The 22,374-nt window shown below is 41.3% G+C and carries 33 protein-coding genes and 1 other annotated feature; of the genes, 10 read left to right on the top strand and 23 right to left on the bottom strand.

Annotated features, from left to right (window positions below; translation table 11 throughout):
- Positions 1–22: 22 nt before the first annotated feature.
- The 8 genes from DFO72_RS21975 to DFO72_RS22010 form a co-directional block, all read right to left on the bottom strand.
- Complete coding sequence (locus DFO72_RS21975) at positions 23–820, bottom strand: hypothetical protein (protein ID WP_113884242.1); 798 nt, start codon at positions 818–820, stop codon at positions 23–25.
- A 134-nt stretch (positions 821–954) separates the two neighbouring features.
- Positions 955–1,368: a DUF3021 domain-containing protein gene (locus tag DFO72_RS21980; protein ID WP_113884243.1), complete on the bottom strand. Its 414-nt coding sequence runs from the start codon at positions 1,366–1,368 to the stop codon at positions 955–957.
- Positions 1,365–1,823 (bottom strand): LytTR family DNA-binding domain-containing protein, encoded by a 459-nt coding sequence (locus tag DFO72_RS21985; protein WP_113884244.1) that lies wholly within the window; start codon positions 1,821–1,823, stop codon positions 1,365–1,367. Before DFO72_RS21985 ends, DFO72_RS21980 begins: the two co-directional genes overlap by 4 nt.
- Positions 1,824–2,007: 184 nt before the next feature.
- A complete protein-coding gene (locus DFO72_RS21990; protein ID WP_113884245.1) occupies positions 2,008–2,445 on the bottom strand; it encodes a YfmQ family protein in 438 nt (145 codons plus the stop codon).
- Positions 2,446–2,467: 22 nt separating this feature from the next.
- The gene (locus tag DFO72_RS21995) at positions 2,468–2,659 is read right to left on the bottom strand and encodes a hypothetical protein (RefSeq protein ID WP_113884246.1); all 192 of its coding nucleotides are present in this window, start codon (positions 2,657–2,659) and stop codon (positions 2,468–2,470) included.
- Between the two features lie 165 nt (positions 2,660–2,824).
- A complete protein-coding gene (locus DFO72_RS22000) occupies positions 2,825–3,052 on the bottom strand; it encodes a hypothetical protein (RefSeq protein ID WP_113884247.1) in 228 nt (75 codons plus the stop codon).
- 10 nt (positions 3,053–3,062) lie between these two features.
- On the bottom strand, positions 3,063–3,416 hold the full coding sequence (locus DFO72_RS22005) for a hypothetical protein (protein WP_243856238.1): 354 nt from the start codon (positions 3,414–3,416) through the stop codon (positions 3,063–3,065).
- A gap of 93 nt (positions 3,417–3,509) precedes the next feature.
- Entirely contained in the window at positions 3,510–3,878 is a 369-nt protein-coding gene (locus tag DFO72_RS22010) for a hypothetical protein (RefSeq protein WP_243856239.1), read from the bottom strand.
- Positions 3,879–3,986: 108 nt separating this feature from the next.
- Here DFO72_RS22010 and DFO72_RS22015 point away from each other — a divergent pair, with 108 nt between their 5' ends.
- Positions 3,987–4,463 (top strand): VanZ family protein, encoded by a 477-nt coding sequence (locus DFO72_RS22015; RefSeq protein WP_113884249.1) that lies wholly within the window; start codon positions 3,987–3,989, stop codon positions 4,461–4,463.
- Positions 4,464–4,500: 37 nt separating this feature from the next.
- On the opposite strand, the gene DFO72_RS22020 is transcribed toward DFO72_RS22015, so the two are convergent.
- The gene (locus DFO72_RS22020) at positions 4,501–5,952 is read right to left on the bottom strand and encodes a serine hydrolase domain-containing protein (protein ID WP_113884250.1); all 1,452 of its coding nucleotides are present in this window, start codon (positions 5,950–5,952) and stop codon (positions 4,501–4,503) included.
- Positions 5,953–6,418: 466 nt separating this feature from the next.
- Between DFO72_RS22020 and DFO72_RS22025 the strand changes: the two genes are divergently transcribed.
- Positions 6,419–7,030 carry a cupin domain-containing protein gene (locus DFO72_RS22025; protein ID WP_113884251.1) on the top strand — a complete coding sequence of 204 codons (612 nt, stop codon included), beginning with the start codon at positions 6,419–6,421 and terminating at the stop codon, positions 7,028–7,030.
- Positions 7,031–7,053: 23 nt separating this feature from the next.
- On the opposite strand, the gene DFO72_RS22030 is transcribed toward DFO72_RS22025, so the two are convergent.
- Positions 7,054–7,407: a hypothetical protein gene (locus DFO72_RS22030; RefSeq protein ID WP_243856240.1), complete on the bottom strand. Its 354-nt coding sequence runs from the start codon at positions 7,405–7,407 to the stop codon at positions 7,054–7,056.
- 320 nt (positions 7,408–7,727) lie between these two features.
- Between DFO72_RS22030 and DFO72_RS22035 the strand changes: the two genes are divergently transcribed.
- From DFO72_RS22035 to DFO72_RS22045, 3 genes are all read left to right on the top strand, one after another.
- On the top strand, positions 7,728–7,982 hold the full coding sequence (locus tag DFO72_RS22035; protein ID WP_009335475.1) for a YiaA/YiaB family inner membrane protein: 255 nt from the start codon (positions 7,728–7,730) through the stop codon (positions 7,980–7,982).
- 102 nt (positions 7,983–8,084) lie between these two features.
- Positions 8,085–8,293: a binding site (T-box leader), on the top strand.
- Positions 8,294–8,384: 91 nt separating this feature from the next.
- Entirely contained in the window at positions 8,385–10,115 is a 1,731-nt protein-coding gene (locus tag DFO72_RS22040; RefSeq protein ID WP_113884252.1) for an aromatic amino acid hydroxylase, read from the top strand.
- Positions 10,112–10,408, top strand: a complete 297-nt coding sequence (locus DFO72_RS22045) for a 4a-hydroxytetrahydrobiopterin dehydratase (RefSeq protein ID WP_113884253.1) — start codon at positions 10,112–10,114, stop codon at positions 10,406–10,408. Before DFO72_RS22040 ends, DFO72_RS22045 begins: the two co-directional genes overlap by 4 nt.
- A 238-nt stretch (positions 10,409–10,646) precedes the next feature.
- Here DFO72_RS22045 and DFO72_RS22050 read toward each other — a convergent pair whose 3' ends face one another.
- On the bottom strand, positions 10,647–11,774 hold the full coding sequence (locus tag DFO72_RS22050) for a bifunctional cystathionine gamma-lyase/homocysteine desulfhydrase (protein ID WP_113884254.1): 1,128 nt from the start codon (positions 11,772–11,774) through the stop codon (positions 10,647–10,649).
- Positions 11,771–12,697: a PLP-dependent cysteine synthase family protein gene (locus tag DFO72_RS22055; protein WP_113884255.1), complete on the bottom strand. Its 927-nt coding sequence runs from the start codon at positions 12,695–12,697 to the stop codon at positions 11,771–11,773. Before DFO72_RS22055 ends, DFO72_RS22050 begins: the two co-directional genes overlap by 4 nt.
- Before the next feature lie 248 nt (positions 12,698–12,945).
- On the opposite strand from DFO72_RS22055, the gene DFO72_RS22060 reads away from it, so the two are divergent.
- The 4 genes from DFO72_RS22060 (at position 12,946) to DFO72_RS22075 (ending at position 15,160) form a co-directional block, all read left to right on the top strand.
- Entirely contained in the window at positions 12,946–13,581 is a 636-nt protein-coding gene (locus DFO72_RS22060; protein ID WP_113884256.1) for a class I SAM-dependent DNA methyltransferase, read from the top strand.
- Between the two features lie 158 nt (positions 13,582–13,739).
- Entirely contained in the window at positions 13,740–14,168 is a 429-nt protein-coding gene (locus DFO72_RS22065; protein WP_113884257.1) for a MarR family winged helix-turn-helix transcriptional regulator, read from the top strand.
- A gap of 36 nt (positions 14,169–14,204) precedes the next feature.
- Complete coding sequence (locus DFO72_RS22070; RefSeq protein WP_113884258.1) at positions 14,205–14,840, top strand: nitroreductase family protein; 636 nt, start codon at positions 14,205–14,207, stop codon at positions 14,838–14,840.
- A 20-nt stretch (positions 14,841–14,860) separates the two neighbouring features.
- On the top strand, positions 14,861–15,160 hold the full coding sequence (locus DFO72_RS22075) for a putative quinol monooxygenase (RefSeq protein WP_113884259.1): 300 nt from the start codon (positions 14,861–14,863) through the stop codon (positions 15,158–15,160).
- Between the two features lie 53 nt (positions 15,161–15,213).
- Here DFO72_RS22075 and DFO72_RS22080 read toward each other — a convergent pair whose 3' ends face one another.
- From DFO72_RS22080 to DFO72_RS22085, 5 genes are all read right to left on the bottom strand, one after another.
- On the bottom strand, positions 15,214–15,663 hold the full coding sequence (locus DFO72_RS22080) for a hypothetical protein (protein ID WP_113884260.1): 450 nt from the start codon (positions 15,661–15,663) through the stop codon (positions 15,214–15,216).
- A 193-nt stretch (positions 15,664–15,856) separates the two neighbouring features.
- The gene (locus DFO72_RS29650) at positions 15,857–15,997 is read right to left on the bottom strand and encodes a hypothetical protein (RefSeq protein ID WP_166672537.1); all 141 of its coding nucleotides are present in this window, start codon (positions 15,995–15,997) and stop codon (positions 15,857–15,859) included.
- 84 nt (positions 15,998–16,081) lie between these two features.
- Positions 16,082–16,243 (bottom strand): hypothetical protein, encoded by a 162-nt coding sequence (locus DFO72_RS29655; protein WP_166672538.1) that lies wholly within the window; start codon positions 16,241–16,243, stop codon positions 16,082–16,084.
- Positions 16,244–16,249: 6 nt separating this feature from the next.
- On the bottom strand, positions 16,250–16,417 hold the full coding sequence (locus DFO72_RS29660; protein ID WP_166672539.1) for a hypothetical protein: 168 nt from the start codon (positions 16,415–16,417) through the stop codon (positions 16,250–16,252).
- A gap of 22 nt (positions 16,418–16,439) precedes the next feature.
- Positions 16,440–16,892, bottom strand: coding sequence for a GNAT family N-acetyltransferase (locus DFO72_RS22085; protein ID WP_113884261.1), 453 nt, complete (start codon positions 16,890–16,892; stop codon positions 16,440–16,442).
- A 253-nt stretch (positions 16,893–17,145) separates the two neighbouring features.
- Here DFO72_RS22085 and DFO72_RS22090 point away from each other — a divergent pair, with 253 nt between their 5' ends.
- A complete protein-coding gene (locus DFO72_RS22090; protein WP_113884262.1) occupies positions 17,146–17,415 on the top strand; it encodes a hypothetical protein in 270 nt (89 codons plus the stop codon).
- A 74-nt stretch (positions 17,416–17,489) separates the two neighbouring features.
- Here DFO72_RS22090 and DFO72_RS22095 read toward each other — a convergent pair whose 3' ends face one another.
- The 6 genes from DFO72_RS22095 to DFO72_RS22120 all read right to left on the bottom strand — a co-directional run bounded on the left by DFO72_RS22095 (position 17,490) and on the right by DFO72_RS22120 (position 22,320).
- A complete protein-coding gene (locus DFO72_RS22095) occupies positions 17,490–17,645 on the bottom strand; it encodes a DUF1540 domain-containing protein (RefSeq protein ID WP_009335488.1) in 156 nt (51 codons plus the stop codon).
- 59 nt (positions 17,646–17,704) lie between these two features.
- On the bottom strand, positions 17,705–18,223 hold the full coding sequence (locus DFO72_RS22100) for a GNAT family N-acetyltransferase (protein WP_113884263.1): 519 nt from the start codon (positions 18,221–18,223) through the stop codon (positions 17,705–17,707).
- A gap of 433 nt (positions 18,224–18,656) precedes the next feature.
- The gene (locus DFO72_RS22105; RefSeq protein WP_113884264.1) at positions 18,657–19,850 is read right to left on the bottom strand and encodes an ABC transporter permease; all 1,194 of its coding nucleotides are present in this window, start codon (positions 19,848–19,850) and stop codon (positions 18,657–18,659) included.
- The gene (locus DFO72_RS22110; RefSeq protein WP_113884265.1) at positions 19,847–20,539 is read right to left on the bottom strand and encodes an ABC transporter ATP-binding protein; all 693 of its coding nucleotides are present in this window, start codon (positions 20,537–20,539) and stop codon (positions 19,847–19,849) included. Before DFO72_RS22110 ends, DFO72_RS22105 begins: the two co-directional genes overlap by 4 nt.
- Positions 20,536–21,654, bottom strand: a complete 1,119-nt coding sequence (locus DFO72_RS22115) for an efflux RND transporter periplasmic adaptor subunit (RefSeq protein ID WP_113884266.1) — start codon at positions 21,652–21,654, stop codon at positions 20,536–20,538. The genes DFO72_RS22110 and DFO72_RS22115 overlap by 4 nt, the downstream gene beginning before the upstream one ends.
- The gene (locus tag DFO72_RS22120; protein ID WP_113884267.1) at positions 21,655–22,320 is read right to left on the bottom strand and encodes a Yip1 family protein; all 666 of its coding nucleotides are present in this window, start codon (positions 22,318–22,320) and stop codon (positions 21,655–21,657) included.
- Positions 22,321–22,374: the final 54 nt, after the last annotated feature.

A 22,374-nucleotide genomic window follows, 5' to 3' on the forward strand; every position in this document is an offset into this window, starting at 1 on the left:
TGATAGTGAACAGGCATCTTTTCTACTTGATGGAAGCTGCAATTTCCAGTGTTCTTAGTGCTCCTTCAGCTTTCTCGATCTTATAGACAGTTCGGTCCTCCTGCCAGACGAGAATTTGATCGCGGGAATGCTCATTCATTGTGTCAAATTTGCCGGTTCCATACATTTTAGGAGCCGGCAGCGTGCTGCTTTCTAAGAATTCAACTATTTTTTTGGAGTCAGTCAGGAGATTATCAGGATCTTCTGTTCGTGCCCGTAATGAAAATGCCCATCTTCCCTCATTCCAGCTAAGGTATACGGAACCGGCCCCTGCATCCTGGTAGCCTGTGATGGAATATCCAAGATCAACCGGTTTTCCGCCGATCTCCTCAAAATTCTGGTATGAAATTTGTTCCAAGGCAGCTTCATTGCTGTCATAATTCTGCCCAGACAGAACCGCAAGAATAGAAGCGTCACTCAACTGATCCAATTTAGCATTGTTTATTGGGATTACATCTTTTGTCTGGAAGAAAATAATTTGGTAAGAGTCCTGATCAGAGACGGTCTTGGCTGTTAAATGATATCCCTCGTTCAAGTTCAGCGTATCAGGCAGTTTTATTGGAACATCAGTGCTTAATTGCTTTTCTGTTTCAGCTATTACTTCCTCTGAAGTTAATGCTTGCTTTTGAGCGGTTTCGGGATTTTCAGTCTCCGTGTTTTCAGTTTCCTGATTGCTGCTCTGGACTTTTCCATCGTCTGTTTGTTCTGTCATGTCAGGTTCACTGGTGCAGGCTGAAAGAATAATAAGTAATGCCGCAGTACTAATTGCCTTAATCTTCATGTATCCTCACCTCATAATTTTTTTCCCTTATGTCTATTTACAAAACTCCCAGGATATTCTCCTCGTTTATTGGCAGAGCCGCCTGTATGACCATTTTGCACTTAAAATTCGTAATTGCTCACCACGGCCGTTTCTCATTCGAGGCACTCCAGATCCTTATTCAGCTTCTTCGATTCGTTTTTAAAGTATAGATAAAAGCAGATCCAGCATAACGCGTAAACCAATAGTGAGATTGCAAGATAGATGAAAAAGTTCTTTACTCCGATCGGAATCCAGCCAATCCAAAGCCCAAGTGTGAAATAAACAATCGTTACGGTAAGATAGTGCAGGGCTGTCTGCATGGGCAGGCGAAGTGAGCGGATTTCAAAATAAAGCGGAGTAACCGTAAACAGCCAGCCGCTTAAAATAAAGCCAAATGCATTTATGATAAATTTTTGCCCATCTAGCGCAGATTGACCGCCGAAATAAATTAAGGCTATAGTTGCCGCTGTAGAAATGAATCCCCCAAAGAATATGCCGATCATGCTTCTGTACAAAAATTTCCTCACTTCGTCTCCCTCCTGTTCATTCTTAAAATTTCCTTTATCCGTCCGACATAATGGCGGGAAGCATACTCCTTCTCCCCCGATTTAAAGTGAACACAGAGTGTCCCGTTAAAGGATGGCTCAAAATGGCTCATGGCGTAAAGGTTCGCTATGACAGACTTGGATATCCTGATAAACCGGTGGGAAGGAAGGGATTGTTCAAGTTCATAAAGTTTTTCCTTTACTTTAAAAATCCCTTCTGGGGTGGCGGCTGTTACTGTGTCGCCTTCTGAACGGAAATATTGAACTTCATCAGGCTTCAATAAGTGCTGATTCTCTCCATCCTTTCCGACAATCAGGCCGGTTTCATTCTTTTTGAGGTACTCGAGGATTTCCTGGATGGCCGGGGTGATTTCTTTGCAATGGATGGTCACCGATGTTTCTTCGTTGCGAGGGTCCATGTCAAGCACAATTTTCATGAAGGGCGCTCCTCCTTTCCATCAGTTTCATTACATTTAGTATAGATGTCTAATTTCCAATTGTCATCGGAATTAAGGCAACACGCATGATAAGCACGACAAGCTGCAGTTAATTACATCCCTCCTGCCGACACAAAAAAGCCTAAATCACTAAGGATCCAGGCGTCTATTTGATGTTCTTATTTTAACTGGCCTTGATTGCCAGAGAACTGCTTTGCAGGCTATCAGAAATCAGGCTGTATGCGATGACCTTTTTTCTGCGCTGTTTGACCACATCAATGCGGTCCTTATAGCTAAATACGAACAGCGTGTCATCTCTTTCCAGAAACTCGATAACTATAGGTGTTCCACTGATCTCAGGGTGTAAAAAAAGCTGTTCGTCCCCAGGGTGGATATAATGTTTCTTAATAAATACTCCTTCATTGAACTGATTGATAAACTGAAGTTTCTCCTCATCTTCCAGCCTATTATCACCAATTGTGACTGTAACCTCTTTTTCATCAAGCTTGGAATGAGTTTCAAATTTCCGGATCAGCCAATTAACCGTGCCGGTCGGCATACAGGTCAGCACGATTTTCAGCAAACTAACGAGAATAATTGGAACCACTACTGCCCATGTCATCTTTCTTCATCTCCATCTGTATTTAGATCCGCCAAATATAAACTCCAAGAGAAGCTAATCCGATAAAAATAATAACCACATATATTAGGGTTAAATTGGTTGTGTTCCGTTTTGTTGAACTTCCATAGTTATCATCCGCCTTGCCTGTCAGCAGCAATGTCGAAACCACAGCAAAAATTAAGATAATTAGAACCAGCCCTAGCATTATTCCCATGCTGCGCACCTCTTCTTATACATTATAAAAACTTATATAACTAAATAATACCGTAAACCAGCCAATAGATAACCATCCAATTCGATATAAAATTAACCATCCACTTTTACCAAAAAAAATGCCGCTCCCAGCTTCTAATAGGCACGGCAAAATATAATTGAATCCCTACTGAGGCATAGAAAAGGACGTTGAACCATTTTCTTCATCCTCTAATTTTTTATGAATCTGCTTAACCACTTCCAACGCTCTTTCATAAGAGTCATATTCACCCAGGACCCTGCTCCAATATACAAAGAAACTCCTGCTGATTATTCCTTCCACTGTTTTACCTTTAACGATTACCTCTTTCACATTGACTAAACTTCTTTTATCTTGCGTCAAAACCCACAGCATTCATTTCCTCCTAACTGCTCCTCTTTAAATCTATAAAACCCGCCTTTTCATCTGCTTTTCCTCTTTCCTTCCATACAATAAAAAAAAGAAGTTCGTCTTTCTGGTCATAATAACCGCAGTCACTGCACGCCCAATAATAGTTTCCTTTATTATCGAAATCCGGATAGCCCCCTTCATAATCATCCGGGAAAATTCTATAATCTGCACGCTCAACGGTCCCTGACCCTTTATAGCGGATCTTTATGGAGTGACTTCCTTCAAGTGCAGCCAGCTTAGCATTAATCACAACTGACCAATCCCCGTTTTCACCCGTATAACGAACTGTTTTGTTTTTTAACATTACTTCATAAATCGTAAAAATCAAAACTATAACCACACACAGCCATATTAGCTTCTTTTTCAAAATAAACAACTCTGTATAAGAGATGTCCTTATCTACCTAAATATGACTATTAATCTATTGAGGCAATTTCATAAAATATTCTCTCAATTCATCTGGCAGCTCTTCTACGGCAAGTACTTTTAACTTTTCAGTGCCTGGTGATGTCATGATTACAAGGGTCTTGCTCTCATATTCCAATAGTGTAAACTGGCTTATTCGATCAGGCGATGTATCCGCTCTATTTATGTATTCAAAATCCTCTTCCTTGAAGTTGTTTTCATATCCCTCCAGAACAATTTTTTGAGCCTCTTCAAAGTTTTCTGCAAAGGCAATCTCCTGATACAGCTCAAGTGAATTCTTTGGAACCAAAAAGAATTCATAATAGGTTATTGCACTTATAATAATGAATGCCATAGCCATCAGTCTAATCCAACCCTTTTTCATAAACATCCCCCCATGTTTTATTATAATAGCTGGCAGTTAAGTCTTTTGAATAAAATCTGGAAAAATTATGTTATTATTATCAAAGACTATTTTTAAGCGGGGATTATAATGAAAAAGCTAATGAGATTTATCATGGTAATAAGCTTTCTTTCTTACTTAGGTGCCTTAACAGTATTACTCTTCTTTATATCGAGAGGATTTTGGTCAGACATGCCGTTAATGGAATATATGAAACTTTCCTCAAACTTTGTGCCCTTTAAAACAATTATTGGGTATGTACTAGCTATTTCCAATGGAAGCATGAATTTAATCATTCCTATAAAAAACCTTGCCGGCAATATGGCTGCATTTTTGCCAATGGGAATTTTTCTGCCCTATTTTATTAGAGCGCTAAACAAACTTAAATCATTTGCAGTTACCATGGCTGTTATGATTCTTAGTGTGGAAATTATACAGCTCGTCACAAGAAGAGGAAGTTTAGATATTGATGACTTTATTCTAAATATCATTGGAGCGTTAATAGGGTTTGGATTATGGAAAGCGATAATAGCCCGGAAATTAGGGGATAATGCAGTAAACGTATAATAAATGCCTGTCTAACGGATGTAGACAGGCATTTCCATTACCTTGCTTTTTTAAAAATTAATCTAATCAGCAGCAGCCCATTTATTGCCAGCATAATTACAGCCAAAATCGTTAAGAGTGCAATATCAGGTGCAAAGACAGAGATGGAATGCCAAGGAGAAGATGTGCTAGCTGTGAAAAGAGGGATTAGTGCAGCCGACAGGCCAATAAAAATCAGCCCTAAGAAAAGTCCGGTTCCCATTTTTAGAAACTTCTGGGTTCTGAATCTTTTCCATAAATAGATTGAAAGGATTACTAGCAGCAGGACACATCCCAGCAGAGTGTATTGCATGGTCAAACTATGATTAGGCACTTGTTCAGATTCATCGCCATTTAAAAGACTAATAATATGATTCTTAAGATAATAAAGCCCATCTTCCTCTAAAATATGATTCTTATTTGTCAGAATCACGCCGCCCCAGCCAGTTTCGGGAATATAAAAGACTTCTGCATGCGAATCAGGGGTAGAACCAGAATGCCAGATCATTTCTTTGGGAGTATCCGGGTCTGATATGCGTATTCCTAAACCATAATATCGGTCAACGCCTGTTTGAACCTGAGGAGTCATAAATAAATCCAATGTTTTGTCACTGATAAAGCGATCTGGCCCTTTCCCGCTCAATAATTTTACAAATTGGACCATATCTGCAGAACTGGCCGTAATGTATCCGTATGGTGCCCCGGCATTATCGTAGGCTACAGAACTTTCCACCGGAAATCCAAACAAGGATTGATAACCGCTAAGGTATCCTTTCTTATAAGCTCCCTCTTTATTGGCTGCAGCATTTTTCATCCCTAAAGGCTCAAAAATCTGCTGTTCCATATACTCTGCATAGGACATTCCTGTTAGTTCTTCAATCATCGCACCCAGAATTAAGAAATTGGCATTGCTGTATTGATGTTTTTCACCAGGCTCAGCAGTCAAAGTAACTTCTGCCATTTTCTTGACTTGATTCTTGATAGCATTCCTGCCTGTAAACTCTTTATCAGATAGTGCCAGCCCGTCGTACGTACTTAACCCGCTTGTCTGCGCGAGCAATTGCTCCACTGTTATTTCGGCAGCTTTTCCATTTTTTAGTGTAATCCAGGGAAGATATTCTTGAATGCTGCCATCCAGTCGGATGGTTCCATTATCAGCTAATTTCATAATGGCCATTCCCGTTAATGATTTGCTTATGGAGCCAATCGTAAAAGGAGTTTGTTCTGTAATCTCCTCCTCTGATTCTCCAGTAACGCCCCATGAATGTGAAAAAAACAGCTCATTATTATGAACGATAGCAACTGAAGCTCCTGGAACTTGATATTCTTCCAGGTAATCCTTAATTGCCTCCTCCATTTTTGCATTGATGTCTTCCTCAGCTGAAGCCGAATTATTAAGCAAGTAACTAAATGAAGTGAACAAGAAAAGAACCAATATTATCTTTGATAAACTGGACGGCAAGACTGCCATATAACCTCTCCCTCTACCAGTGTTTTTTATCAACGGTTTGTCCCGTTGTTTGGATGCAAAAAAATATCTAGGCACATTCCCTTTCTTGAAGTAATATTACCTTTATTTGGAAATACCTATAATGGTCCTCAGCTTTATTTTCAAATAGGACTTGAGACGCAAAGAAAGATCGGACTCTTTTTCATCAAGATAGTTAACATGGAGATTAATCTAAGGTAATACGGAATAATGGAGGGTACACACGGGGCAGGCAAACAAATAACGAAGTTTCCCTATAGAACTGATGGTCTATTATTGGCAAAGAGGATTTTACTATTTCAACCAGCTGTGAACCTATGGCTTTTTTTCTTCATTTATTGCTCTCCTTCTTTTTCAAACACAACCACGTTTTTTAGGTACATGCACTGATTTTAGGCATATGCATACTTTATTGGGAAATTCATTTTCCCAAAAGGACTGAGCAGCAATGGTTAAATATTTGGATTACACCTCTCCGTCTTTAAATTACTTTTTTGATGTGAACAAAAGCAACCTGATGAAAAAAGATAACCGAAATTTAATAAATGTATTGGGCGTTCAGCAATTAAACACGCTGGAAGATGTCTCACTTCTGGACATCTATCTAAGCAAAAATAATGTGATAGAACCTCATTATCACCAAAACGCTGCTGAATTGGTTTACTGTATTTCAGGTGCAGCGACTGTTTCATTGCTTAATCCATTTACAAAGCAAATTCAGAACTATTACATTACACCTGGGCAAGTAGCCAATGTCCCTCAGGGCTGGTGGCATTATGAGATAGCTAATACCGACAGCACTCATCTGCTGGCCATCTTTAATGCTCCTACTCCGGAAGTCATCCTGGGATCTGACATTCTCAAATTAACACCTTCAAATATAATGGCACACACTTATTGTATGGATGAAAAGCAATGGAAAAAGACCGTAGCACCTGTTCAGCCTTCATCCTTTATCGGCCCGGCAAAAGACTGCAGCAGAAATGCTCATAGCCCCGAACCAAACCAGCAATATCAATACACCCAGCAATACTTCCCTCAACATATGTATTACTATTAAGGCTTTCACAGGCATGGATATTATCATGCCTGTCTTCTTAGATTCTCTTTGCATATGCAAGTCTTCCGTTTAACTCCAACCCGGTCCTTCGACTCCACCTTCTCAATATATTCCTTTGCCAAAGGAATTTTACAGACAGAGTTTCCAACGTCTACATGCACTTTTCCGATATGCTCAGCGACATTCTTCGCTTCCACAATCAGCTCCGTACATAAGCACCCACTGAGATGACAAAGCCATTCATCACATATCTTCGTTTTTTCCTCATGAATGGTATTTTTAACTTTCTTCAATAATGCTCTTATTTCGCTGAGCTCATTGTCAGATGTAATTGATACATAATTGGAATAAGTGCTCCAGCCGGAGACCAAAACCATTTCATTCTCTTATTGGATCAACTCCCGGGCCAATTAAAGAGCATAACCACTTTCAGCCTCTCATCCAATAGAAAAATACCAGCTTTACACTCTCTCATTTTTAAACCTTTGTATACAAGAGTCCCTTCCTAAATAAGTAAATTACTGGCAAACTCAAAAAACAGTAAAAACCGCTTATGAATTACGGTTAAATTTTTTTACAAAAAAGGATAATTTTAAGTCATAAAGAATAAAATGTTACATCTGCTGTATGGGTGAAAACCTTACAGCACTGCAAGGGGAAAACGAGAAAATATGATGGAAAAAGGGGATTGAAACACATGCAAAAGTATAGAAGGCGAAACACTCCAGCTTTTACATTTTTAGCATACTTTACACTGATTGCAGGCGTTGGTCTGTTTCTTATTGGACTATACAATGCTGATATGGAGCTTAATGAAAAAGGGTATTATATAGCGGTCATGCTCCTGGTGGCGGTTGGATCCATTCTGACTCAGAAAGTAACACGGGACAATGCCGAAGATGCGGAAATCATGGCAGAGCAGGAGCGCAGATCAGCTAAAATTGAACAATGATACACAGGTTCAGAAATGCTTCTGGGCTTTTTCTTTTTATTAAAATAAAAATGTGTTGACTTTAACACTTAAAAGCGTTTAAGATATAAAGCATCCTAATACTTAAATGCTTTGAAGGAATTGAAGTAGTGGTATCCTCCCTGTTACAGAGAGCTGGTGGTGCTGAAAACCAGTACAAAGGAGATCATGAATTACGTTTCTGGAGCTTCTTATTTCTTTTCCTGAAATAAGACGGTTTAGCCGTTATTCTGTGAAGTGGTAAGTTCTATACTTACAATCAGGGTGGTACCGCGAATAAATTCGTCCCTGCTGAGTGAAAATTCAGCAGGGATTTTTTATATCTATATACTTTCGCACTTAAAAGCGTTTAAGCATAAATACTAATAAAAGGAGACATACCAAATGAAGAAATCGATACCACTGCACCTGCGTCCTTTTACAGCCCAGCAGCATTACAATGCTTACAGCCCCATTGACCATGCAGTTTGGAGATATGTGATGAGACAAAATCATCATTTTCTTGAGGACATCGCCCATGATGCATTCATTACAGGCCTAAAGTCATCCGGCATTTCCATCGACAGCATTCCACGGGTAAGTGAAATGAACGATCATTTAGATAAAATCGGCTGGGGCGCTGTCATTGTCGACGGATTGATTCCCGGCACAGCATTTTTTGATTTTCAAGCGAATGGCATCCTCCCAATAGCAACGGATATACGCCAGAAGACCAATATCGAATACACGCCCGCTCCTGATATTCTCCATGAAGCAGCGGGGCATGCACCGATATTATTTGATGAAACCTACTCAGAGTTTGTTAAATTAATTGGGAATATCGGCGCCAACGCTTTTGCAACAAAAGAAGAACATGAGGTATTTGAAGCAATCAGGCATTTATCTATTGTCATGGAAAATCCTGCTTCAACAGAAGAAGAAATTGAAGCAGCCAAACAGAGATTAAAGGATAAACAGCAGCTCGTAAAAGGACTTTCTGAAGCTGAGCAAATCTCCCGGATTTTCTGGTGGACAGTCGAGTTTGGCCTGATTGGCGATCTGCAGAAGCCCAAGATCTTCGGTGCAGGACTGCTGTCTTCTGTAGGCGAAAGCAAACATTGCCTGTCCGATCAGGTGAAGAAACGCCGGTTCACAATTGAAGATGCGATTAACACCAGCTATGACGTTACATCTATGCAGACTCAGCTATTTGTTTGCGAAAGCTTCGAACAATTGATTGAGGAAGTGAAGAGATTCGGTGAATCGATGGCCTTCAGGCAAGGCGGCACAGTGGCTATCGAAAAAGCGATCGCTTCAAGCAAGGTCGCGCACATCGAGTTCAATTCTGGAATTCAGATTACTGGTCTATTTACCGATATCATGAAGGATGCAGAAGGTGAAGCCATCTATGTCAAATCGTCAGGTCCAAGTGCCCTTTCGATTCAAAATGAACAAATTAATCATCATGGACCTGATATTCACAATGACGGCTTTGGGACGCCTATCGGAAAACTTGCTGGTGGCATTAAGCTGGAGAACCAAACTGAACAGAGCCTGAAAAAGCTTGGCATAGAAATAAATAAAATAATGCAAATCACCTTCGAAAGTGGAGTAGAAGTTTCCGGTCATGTGACGAATCTATTATTTAATCATGATTCCCTTGTTTTAATATCACTTGAAGAATGTCTCGTCAAAAAGGGAGAAGAAACCTTGTTCCATCCCACTTGGGGCACATATGATTTAGCTGTGGGCAGCCAGATTGTTTCTGCACGGCCCATCGCAGCAGATTACGCTGCATACCACGGGGAACCTGTTATAGACGAAGAAAGCCCAAAAGAAGGAATAACCCTTACGCCTCTGGAAGAGCTATACGCCGAAGTAAGGCAAATCCGGGAAACGAATTTCCCTCAGGATGTCCTTCTTCACAGTGTTATCGGAAAAATACTCGAAGAGTTCCCGGAAGAATGGCTGCTTCAGCTGGAAGTTCTGGAACTGCTTGAAAAGCATGACAAAGAATCGCCTTTGAAAAATCTGCTTCTGGACCAGCTTGAAAAGTTAAGTAGGGAAAATCGCTATGTCCGCCTGATTCAAAACGGACTCGATGTCATCTTTGACCGGAGGCATGCTACAGTATGACAAGATTAAGTGAAGAAGAAATAGCCCGGCAGCTATCCATGATGCCGAACTGGAAAAGAAAAGACAGCAAATGGATTGAACGACGTTATCGCTTCAAAGAATATTTGGACGGTATCGCATTCGTAAATAAACTAGCATCCCTTTCCGAAGAGGTAAACCATCATCCTTTTATCACCATTCAATACAAAATGGTGATCGTCTCCCTCACTTCCTGGAGTGAAAATGGGCTGACAGGTCTGGATTTTAAGCTAGCCCGGCAGATTGATGATCTTTATTTTCCAGATCATTATTAGGAAAATAAGTGCCTGTCGAGATGACAGGCACTTATTTTTCCATTGTATCAAGTGGAATCTCATACTCCCGAAGCACCTCGTAAAACGCCCTTCTCTTTGCATACCAGTCTGAATGGAGATTCAGCAAAACCATTTTGTCTTCCTCTAATGCCATTTCAAGCTGAGCCGGCAGTAGCTGAGTGTCTGACTCCGCCTCTTCTCACTGATAGCTTTCAACTGAACTAAATGGGGCCTTTCCTTATAGCGCTGACTGCAAATCCTCAATCAAGTCTTCGGCATCTTCCAGGCCAACTGAAATGCGGATCAGGCCGTCTGTAATTCCCAATTTCAGACGGCGATCTCTCGGTATCGATGCATGTGTCATTTTGGCTGGTAGGGAGATCAAGCTTTCCACCGCGCCCAAACTTTCTGCCAGAGTAAAGTATTTTACTTTTTTCAGCACCTTTTCTGCCTTTTCACCGCTGCCGGCATCAAAGGAGATCATTCCGCCAAAGCCCTGTGCCTGCCGCAAGTGAATGTCATGGCCTTTATGATCTTTAAATCCTGGATAATAAACGTTTGAAACCTGCGGATGACTGACAAGAAATTCCGCTATCCTTTTCGCATTCTCTTCGATTTCCTCCATCCGAATGGCCAGTGTCCGAACTCCCCTGATTAATAGCCAGCTGTCCTGCGGCCCCAGAACAGCACCGATTGAATTTTGGACGAAGTGCATGTCTGCTGCAAGCTGTTCGGAATTCACCACAACCAGTCCAGCAACCACATCACTATGTCCGCCTATATATTTGGTGGCACTATGGAGGACAATATCAGCACCCAGATCTATCGGATTTTGCCAGTATGGTGTACTGAAGGTGTTATCCACAATCATAAGCAGATTCTTGGATTTGGCCAGTTTGGAAATTCCGGCCAAGTCTGTAATCTTCAGCAATGGATTCGTAGGCGTCTCGACATAGATTGCTTTTGTATTTTCCTGTATCGCCTCTTCCACAGCAGCCAAACCACTTGTATCCACAAAGGTTACACCTACATTATATTTTGTCAAAACCTTTGTCACTAATCGATAGGACCCGCCATACACATCATCTGTGAAAATAACATGATCTCCTGTTGAAAATAAGTGCATTACAGAAGAGATAGCCGCCATGCCGGAACCGAAAGCAAACCCGCGGTATCCACCTTCCAAATCCTTTATTAATTCCTCCAGTGCATGCCTTGTCGGATTTCCGGTTCTTGCGTACTCATATACGAAATTGCCCACACCATCTTGTTTAAAGGTACTGGCATGGTGGACAGGAATAGAAACGGCACCTGTATGTTCATCCCTGGAGATGCCGCCGTGAATCATTTGTGTTTTCTTTCTCATTGTTTATCCTCCTCATAAATAGATTTACTTAAATACCGCTCACTGCTGTCAGGAAAAATCGTGAGAATATTCGTGCCAGGCGCAGCATTTTCAGCTTCTCTCAATACTGCTTCGAAAGCAGCTCCTGACGAACTTCCAACTAAGTATCCCTGCAGCAATGCCAGCTCCTTCACTCGTTTAAAAGCATCTTTATCTGAAATGGTATGAATGGCGTCAAATAAGCCTATTTCCATATACGGCGGCAAAAACTCCATCCCGATTCCCTCGGTGCGATGCGGCCCTGCTTTTCCGCCATTTAAAATGGAGCCTTCAGGTTCAACGATAACTGTCTTTATCTTTGGATTCTTTTCTTTAAAATATCTGGCGCAGCCCATGAACGTACCACCAGTCCCTGCTCCAGCAGCAAAAATATCAATCTTCCCATCTAACGCTTGGAAAATCTCAGGACCCAATGTTTCATAATACGTTTGCGGGTTATTTTTATTGCTGAATTGCTGAGGACTATAGGAATTAGGAATTTCCTGCAATAATTCATGTACTTTCCTAATAGCGCCTTCCATTCCCTCTTCAGTCGGCGTATTAATAACCTCCGCCCCTAACGCCTTCATTAGTTCCTGTTTTTCAACGCTGAATTTTCGAGGTACGACACAGATGATTTTGATCTTCGTTCCAATAGCAGCCATCGCTAAGCCGATCCCGGTATTCCCTGCAGTCGGTTCAATTACAGACCCATCCTCCGGGAGAAGCTCATTCTCAATCGCTGTCTGAATCAGCTTTTGTCCTAACCGATCCTTTACACTGCCGCCGGGGTTAAAATATTCAAGCTTAGCAAAAACGTTTACTCCATGCGGAACAGCATAGTGTTTGATCTTCACAAGAGGGGTATGCCCAATCAGTTCATTCACACTGCTGTAATAATTCATCGTCAGCACCTCTGTTTTCAGAAAGAATGATTACTCTTCTCCATTGCGTTCTTTAGATATTTCTTATGCTCCCTTTAATTCTTATTATTCCTACTTGTATAGTATGTTTTAAATGTTTTTTTTGTCAATTATCAGCTTAAAAATCAGCTGGCAACTCAGAATTAAGGCAGGTTGCAAAGTTGCCAAGTGAGATATTTATTCATACTATACCAATAAGTATTATAAGAATTAAAAGGAGTGAATTTACAATGAGCCGTGAATTTGTAGATTTGTTTGACCACTGGGCAGAATCCTATGATCAGGCTGTAACGGGTGAAGACCTTGAATATCAAGAGGTGTTTTTGAATTATGAACACATTCTTAATGAAGTTGCCGATCTAGTTAATGGAAATGTGGTGGAATTCGGTACAGGTACGGGAAACTTAACTCAAAGGCTCGTGGAGAAAGGCTGTTCAGTAGTCGGAGTGGAACCTTCTGCTGCCATGAGGAAAATAGCAAGCAATAAAATGCCTCATCTTACATTATTAGATGGTGACTTTTTAAACTTTCAACTGATTGGCCCCATAGATGCCTTCGTCAGCTCCTACGCATTCCACCATTTAGAAGACAGGGAAAAAACCAATGCCATAACTAAATACAGCGCCCTCCTTTCAACTGGCGGGAAAGTTGTTTTTGCCGATACTGTCTTTGAAAGCGGGGACGAAAAACAGACTTTTATCCAGGAAGCTAAAAACAAACATTACCTCAGCCTGGCTCAAGATCTGGAAACAGAATACTATACATCCATCCCTATACTAGAAAGCATGTTTCAATCCAATAGATTCTCTGTTAAGTTTAAGCAGCTAAATCGGTTTGTGTGGCTTATAGAAGCAGAGAAACTTTAGGAAAACAAAGCTCAATTACTGAAATCCCTGCTGACCCATAGACTATTCAGCAGGATTTTCTCTTGCTAAACATCCGGTTTGACTTCTAAAATATTTTGGAGTATATTAATTGATGCATCAATCATTGACCTATCAATTATATAAAAGGCGGGGATGCTGTGTTCAAATGTTCAAAGGAAGAAGAATTAATTGCCGCCCGGCTGTTTGAGCTCAGTAAGCAGACAATGCCGAAGTTTGAACGCTGTACAGGCATCAGCCAGTCACGGCTTGAGATTCTTCGGGAGCTTTTTGAAGCGGAAGAAATTACGCAACGGGAGCTTCAGAAAAAAGTGAATATTGATCATGCTGCTGTTACAAGACACCTTAAGCAGCTTGAAGAAAAAAGCATGGTAATCCGCAGGAAAAGCCCTGAAGATAACCGCTTTACTTATGTCAGCCTTACAGAGGAAGGCAAAACGAAGATTGCTGCTTACTGCGAAGAAAAGCAACGATTTATTTCCAAAATCCTGAACGGCTTTTCGGAACTTGAGCGAAGCACACTATTAAATATGCTCACACGTATCCAGGAAAATATAGAAAAAATGTAATTTTCACATCCAGAAAAAAATAAAGGAGAGTTCATCATGAATAAAACCGTTATCAACGACTTTAGGGAAATCATCACAGGACGCCGTTCCATCCGTAATTATGACCCAATGGTCAAAATAAGCAGAGAAGAAATGACAGAAATCGTGGAAGAAGCGACTTTGGCTCCTTCATCCGTTAACCTGCAGCCATGGCGCTTTGTAGTGATCGATTCAAAAGAAGGCAAAGAAACACTGGCGCCGCTTGCAAAATTCAACCAAAGGCAAGTAGAGACATCATCAGCTGTCATTGCCGTCTTTGTTGATATGAAGAGTGAAGCTTTCATTGAAAAAATTTATGATACAGCTGTTGAAAAAGGATACATGCCCGCTGATGTAAGAGACAAGCAGGTGCCATCCATCAAAGGCTTAGTGGAAACCATGACATTCGAACAAAAGAAAGAAATGAACCTGATCGATGCTGGTCTTGTATCCATGCAGCTAATGCTTGCAGCACGTGCCCATGGTTATGATACAAATCCAATTGGAGGCTATGAAAAAGACCGCATTGCTGAAGCATTCCAGCTGGACAAGGAACGCTACTACCCTGTCATGCTTATCTCAATCGGCAAAGCCGCTGATCAGGGCTATCAATCTGTCCGCCTGCCTGTTGAAGATATCACGGAGTGGAAATAACTCATAAAGGAGAATCAAACATGATCATTATTCATGCTGGCTTCCAAATACAAACTGATAAAGAAACTGACTTTCTTGACGAAATCCGTCCGCTTATCAATGCCTCCAGAGCAGAAGAAGGCAATATCTCTTATGACCTTTTAAAAGATACAGAAAAAGAGGGTTCCTATACGATGGTGGAATTATGGAGTGATATGGACGCTGTAAAGTTTCACAACCAGACGGAACATTTTACCTCATTTACAGCGAAAGCGCCTCAATATTTTACTGCACCTCCTCAGGTGAAGTTATTTAACGCACAGCCTGCAGATAAAAAGTAAATTAAATACAAAAAACGCTTGAGATATTATAATCCCAAGCGTTTTTTAACGATCTAATTTACAATCTCTTCCTGGCTGGTTTGTCTAGCATGAATTCTTTTCATTGCAAATCTTGCAATAGGCTGGGCAATCACTAGCTCAATCCAGAATGCAGCACCAAAATTCCGGAACCAGCTATGGAAAAAGTTTTGAAACGGCTCCAGGCTTATTTTTTTCGACCCAACCCAGGTGCCTATTATGGTTAAAAAAATGGAAAGAATGGTCACATTCAATAAAGTATCCAATAAAATCCGGGCATTAAATCCGTCCGTTTGCCCTGCAAACCTTGGCATCATTCTGCCAGCTAACGGTCCCGCCACTAACCTTACAAGCAAAACCACGATTACCCACAAAAACGGAATAATCTTTAAGGTTTCGAAATAGTTTTCTTTACTGAAGCCGCGTTCCATTCCCACAATAATCGGTGCAATCGTGTTTACCGAAATAACAGAAATAATCACCAAAAATAATATGCCTTCTTTTGCATTTTGAGGCAGCCTGTCCTCTTATACATAATTTCCCCTCCGAAATTAAAACTAAATTTCAGATGGCAGACGTATCTTTCGACATATATTTTTGGCCAGTAAAAACCTTACCAATATCTCTAACACTGATTTAATCATTATATCAAAGCAAATATGGGGATTTCTAATCTTTTTATTTATTGTTCTCTTTATGATCATGATAAGCAATGAGAATAACTTCTTCTCCCTTTTCCTCACTTAAGCGTTTTTCCAGATTATGCACCTGCTGCAGATCCCCGTCAGACAAATTTGCAAATTGATATTCTTTATCCATTTTTCATCACCTTTTCGTAATAGGATACCTAAAGTTTGTGTTTTCCAAGCATTTTTATACACCAAAAATACCCGGTTTCAATCTCTATTTAATCCCCAGAATGGCAATAGCAATGACAGCTAACAACAGGCTTAGGAGCAGTGACATGCCCCAATGTTTCTTTTCAGTCATTTTGAATAACACATTCATTACTGAACTGATTGCCAGAAAAATAAAGAAAACAAATAAATAAATCATAAATTCCATTATCCCTTAACCTGCCTTCTGCCCTGTTTTCGCAAGGAAAAAAGAGGAGCTTCCCATCATCATCCCTCCGAAGATTCCCATGAAACTGCCGGCGGCTGCCCAATAGGCAGACAGAAAGATGCCGGACATTAGCAAAATCAGCCCTCCTATAAACAGGGCCCATCCCAATTTCATTTTGCTTCTCCCCCCTTTTCCTTTAGCCTAAATCTTTCACAACCGCCATTTCCTTCCCAAAACGGTGGCCATGATCTGCAAACCCCAAACTTGCATAAAGCTTATGTGCCCCAAGATTCTCAGGATGGTACCCTACTGCAAGTTTTTTCGCATTCGGCAGTTTCGCCATCTCCGCAATCATCAGATCAGTCGCTTTTTTGCCTATTCCCTTTCCTTGGTGCGCCTTATCGACCATAATCCGATAAATCCAGTAAGCATCCAATTCTTCTATACATGTATTAAACATTAAGAAGCCGACAGCTTTATCCTCCAAGTAAATCACATGTGGTCTCAGCGCCGTTTCAAATTTAGATTGCGCAATGGAAACAGCATTCGGCTCCATATAGGCTTTTTGTTCCTCTGAAAGCTCCAATAAACAGCAATCATACCAATTGTCTGCTGTTACTTGTTCAATTCTCACATTGCCAGTATTCATATAATTTCCCCTTTTCATATTTTGGGGAAACGCTGATTTTAATTAGGCGTTCTCCCCTTATTTTTATCCATAATAACTAAAGTTTTATTTAGCATAATGAACGCCTCCTTTTACTAAATTATCAGAAAAATTAACACCACTCATTATACTATAATATTCCAATAAATGCGCACTTGGGATTTCAGTTATTTTTTCTATGGAAAGGCCATATATAATATATTGATTCAGCAAAAAAAGGGGAGGATATGATAATATGCCAGCGAAGCAAATTCGTTTACGGAGAATTCAAAGCCTTGCTCACGACATTATGGTAGAAATGAATTCAAAGGAAGACCATAAGAAGAATGAATCATACAGAACAGTGATTGATAATCTATCACGTGCGATTGGGGAACTATCTGATCCATCTGGTGATTATTCATTGGATTATGTAGAAGAAAAAGTAGGCACTGCCCATTATAAAATTTTTAAAAACATGAAAAAACTGACGCCTCTCCGAAAAACAAAAGAATCAGCAAGATAAAATTTTTTTGAATGAAACTGATAATTATTATCAATAATAGATAAAGAAGGTAACCAAATAGGTTACCCCTTGGATTAAACTTCTGGTTCAAACGTTTTACAGTCTGTCTCTTTGCTGTTGGACGCCTGCTTGCCTTTATGGCTGACAACGTAAATAGCTTCTGCACCACACTTATTTCCCTTTTCCCAATAAGTGCAGTTATTTACTTCACAAAGAACATCTTTAGCCATGTATATCACCTCCTGTTTTATTATTTTTAGCCATACAGGATGGTGATATACTTGCTTGTTCAGTTATCTATGTTCCACTCTTCTTTCAAAATCGCATAATAATATTCATCCCACCACTCATCGCCATGAGGAATGCACTTTTTGAAGCAGCCTTCCCGCCTCATGCCGATTTTCTCCATCACCCGGTAAGAAGGCGGATTCTCGGGCTGGCAGGTTGCAATAATCCGGTGAAGCCCAAGTTCTTCAAAGCCATATTTCAGCGCTGCATATGCCGCTTCTGATGCATAGCCTTTATTATAAAACTTCGGATTAAACACCCAGCCAATTTCATAGGTATGATCGCCGAAATACTTAAAGAAAGCGACATGGCCAATCAGCACTTCTTCATTTTTCAAAAGAACCGGGAAATGCTCTGCTTTTTCGGTATTCTCACGGATAAACTCTTTAGCTGCTTCTTTTGTAAAAATACCTTCTGGAATGTATTTCATTACTTCTGGATTTGATGTGTACTCATAAACTGCCTGCCAGTCTTCTGATTTGAACTTACGGATTATAAGTCTCTCTGTTTTAAGCTCCATTTCTTAACCTCTATTCAGCTGTTTCATCCCATGTATGTTCGTTGATTTCAGTCAGATTTCCTTTATAAATAGGCTGATCGCACATAATTTTTTTATCCGCACATAAAGTACGTCTATCCGCACATAAAAAATCTTATGCGCACATATTTCTCAGCTAACCGCACACAAATTATTCCGATGCATCTTTATTCCGAAGAAAAGTGGTCCTTTCCTGCAAAATTCATCACTGGGGCAGAACTTTTCTATCTTTTTCAGCAATTGGCGCAGGTTTTCCAAACAGATATCCCCGAAAAACCTGGTATCCCTTGTCCCGGATCGGGTTCAAATGTGCCAAATATCATATATCGCGCTTAATAAAAACATAACAAAATAATATTTAATTGAATCTTTATGTTCGACTCAAACAAAAGACTATCCTCTGCCGAAGAAATAATCACTCATACCGCAAAGATTCAATCGGACTCAGCCTCGAAGCTTTATTGGCCGGCAGCAGTCCGAAGATGATGCCGATCGCCATCGAGAAGAAAAGGGCTCCTGCAACGACCTGCCAGGAAATGAGCGATGGCCATCCGGCAAAGAATGAAATCAGGGATGCCGTACCCCAGCCGAGCAGGATTCCCAGTACTCCTCCAATTAAGGTCAGCGTGACAGATTCGATTAAAAACTGGCCCATGATTTGCCCCCTGGTCGCTCCGAGTGCTTTACGGATTCCGATTTCCCTCGTTCTTTCTGTTACAGATACGAGCATGATGTTCATGACACCAATTCCGCCGACAAATAGCGAGATACCGGCGATACTGCCGATGATTAGAGTCATGACCTTTGTAATCTGGCCGATTCCTTCTGCCATTTCTTCCATGTTGATGACCATATAAGATTCTTCTGTATTATGCATCTTGTTAAGTAAGCTGGCAGCCTTCTTTCCGGCCGTCTGAAGCTGATCAGCGGATTCTGCCTGAAGCGTCACCTGGGTAAAGTCACTCTTCCCATAAATAGTCTGCCATGTTTTAGTAGGCACATAAATCTCCAGAACACCGAATGAAAAGAGCCCTGTCGGCTTTTCCATGACGCCAATGATCTCTATCGGCTGGTTCCCAATCCGGATCACTTCGCCAACCGGCGACTTGCCATTAAATAGCTCCTCCTGCATGGAATAGCTGACAAGCCCCACCCTGCGTCCGCCAAGGAAATCTGCAGCCGTAAAGGATCTCCCTTTCTCCAGGTCAACATTGTTCAGCTCAAAATAGGCTGGACCGACTCCTGTTGTGGATGTTTCTGCCGTCTGTTCTCCAAACGAAGACTGTGAAAACTGTGAGCTTGAAGCAACTACTCTTTTAATCTCTGGAATCTGCTCCAGTGCTTTGATATCCTCCCCATCAAAAGGAGCTTCATTAAATATGTTTGGGTTTGCCTGAATTTCCTCGTCAGAAGGCTGATAAAACAACTCCACTGTATTACCTGGACCTGTCAGCTGCGTCTTCAGCATCGCTTCTCCGCCCTGGCCGATTGCGACTACAATAATAACAGCCCCAACACCAATAATGATCCCAACCATCGTTAAAATCGATCTCATTTTATGCGCCTTCAATGAACTAAGTGCCATTTTGATATTTTCTAAAAAACTCATGTAGGCGCCCCCCAGCGGGAAGGTTCTGCGGACACAATCAGCCCATCCCTCACCATAATCGTGTGATGGGCATACTCTGCAACCTCAGGTTCATGTGTAACCATTACAATCGTTGCCCCTTCATGGTTCAGCTCACTGAACAGTTCCATAATGGAGGCGCTTGTTTTCGTATCAAGAGCACCTGTCGGTTCATCCGCCAATATGATCTTCGGTTCGTTCACAATCGCTCTGGCGATGGCAACCCGCTGCTTCTGACCTCCTGATAGGGCATTTGGCAGGTGCTCCATCCGATCAGCAAGACCCACTTTGACCAGCGCTGCTTCCGCCCTTTCCAATCGTTCCTTTTTTGCAAGGCCGCTGTAAATCATCGGAAGCTCTGCATTTTGAATAGCCGTCAGTCTCGGAAGCAGGTGAAACTGCTGAAACACAAACCCAATCGATTGATTTCTGACCTTTGCCAGCTCCGCTTCCGAGTAATGGGATATGTTCTCACCATCCAGTTCATATATTCCTTCTGTCGGCAAATCGAGGCATCCAATAATATTCATAAGCGTCGATTTTCCAGATCCGGATGGCCCCATAATCGCCACAGAATCACCTTGTTCAATGCTCAGATTAATCCCTTTTAAAACTTCAATGCTTTCTTTCCCCGCCTGATAGGACTTGGTTATGCCTTTGAGTTCAATCATTTCGCATCCACTTCCATGCCGTCTTTCAGCTGATCTGATGGATTAGTAATAATCAAATCCTTCTCAGTGAGGCCGCTTGCTATCTCAATTTTATTCCCGGAAGCCACACCTGTCTCCACTTCCTGTTTATAGCTTTTCTGATCCCTGACCACGAATACAAATACGCTGCTGTCTCCGGTTATAACCGAGTTTGCCGGAACAGTCAGTGCCTTCTTCTTATCCGTTTCAATTTCCATTATGAGCTGAAACCCTGGTTTCAGGGACATTTCCTTCACCGTTACCTCCATCCGATACTGTGGCGCACTATTTTCGGCAGGGTTCACTCCCTGATTCTCTTCTGGCATATCGGCTACTTCGCTGACTTCGCCTTTCCATTCCTTTTCAGGAATCGCATCGGACCGGAGAGTCACCTTTTGCCCCTCTTTCACTTTTAATGAATCGAATTCTGAAAGTAAGCCTGATGCGCCGATCGCTTTTAAATCTCCAACATAAATGACAGGTTTTCCTGCCGAAGCCGGATCAGAGGAGGCTGCCTTGTTCACCTGAAGCACCAATCCATCCATTGTGCTTTTTACCTCTAATTCTCCAAGTCGTTTTTCAACATCTTTCTTCTGCAGAAGCACCTGGCTTAATTCAAGATTCGCCAATCGCTTTTCCAGTTTCAACTGATCCCTTTCAGGCTGTATCTGTTTTTCCGCTTCCTTTTCACCAGCCTGTTTGCGCAGCTCTTTTACCTTATCCCCCAGCTGGACTTCCTCTTTTTCCAGCTGGCTGATTTTTATATAGCCTGATTCAGCCTGAAGTTTGACCTTTTCCAATTCAAGCTCCAATGCCTGGTCATCAAATTTGGCCAGCACTTCTCCTTTTTTAACAGAATCCCCTTCTTCCACCAGGAACTCCTTTATTTCTCCCTTTTCAGGAGATGCATATATTTTCTGCTCATTCACCAGCTCTGCCATTCCCGGAATCATGATCTGCTCTTTAATTTCTTCCTGAACCGGATGGGCGGTTTTTACTTCAGGCCCTTTCGCAAACGCCTGCCTGTAGACGCTAACGCCAGCCAGCAGCAAAAACACAGCCGCAACTCCGATCGCTATCCAAACTTTCTTTTTCATTTAGACACCAGTCATTCCAGAAAGGGTATTGCTGATTAAAGTGAAAACAATGCCGATGATGAAGAAGGCAATCGCAATGCCCCAAGCCCAGCCTTTTGATAATCCTCCAACCCGATGAAGGCCAATAGCTGTTACAACAGACTGCCAGATGCTGAATAACTCGATAGAACCCAGGACCCCTGGTTTCTCGCTGTTCATCAATACTGCTAAACTAGTAATAAATATTTCCGGATTTCCCCCAATAGCTGCTCTTAATGCCATATTGACCAAAAGGCCGATCCCGCCAATAACAAGAATATAAATATTCATGGAAAATATCTGTTTGAACGTTGCATCTGATCCAGCAATTTTTATGAAAATCATATAAATACCACCGGAAATGAGGGCAATCACTACAGGTGTGAAAATTCCTGTTATTGCCACACCCACCCTAGAAAACATCATGACCATCTCTGCTTCGGCCTCACTCATGCCATCAAGCCCAAGGTAAGAAGCATCCATTGACATGGCCATCAGGAACATTCCAACAGCATACAGAATACTGATTAGAATCAGCGGAACCCAAATCTTCGGGTTCCGGCGAATGCGGTCAAACTGCTCCCCCGGACTCCAAACCATTCCCAGCAAACTCGGTTTCTCTTTGCTCGTTTTTACTTCTTGTTCCATAAAGAACACTCCTATTCTATTAAAAATGATTCCACTATAGCTTTACGGAATAAT

The sequence above is a fragment of the Cytobacillus oceanisediminis genome (assembly GCF_004366035.1).
GTDB lineage: Bacteria > Bacillota > Bacilli > Bacillales > Cytobacillaceae > Cytobacillus > Cytobacillus oceanisediminis_C.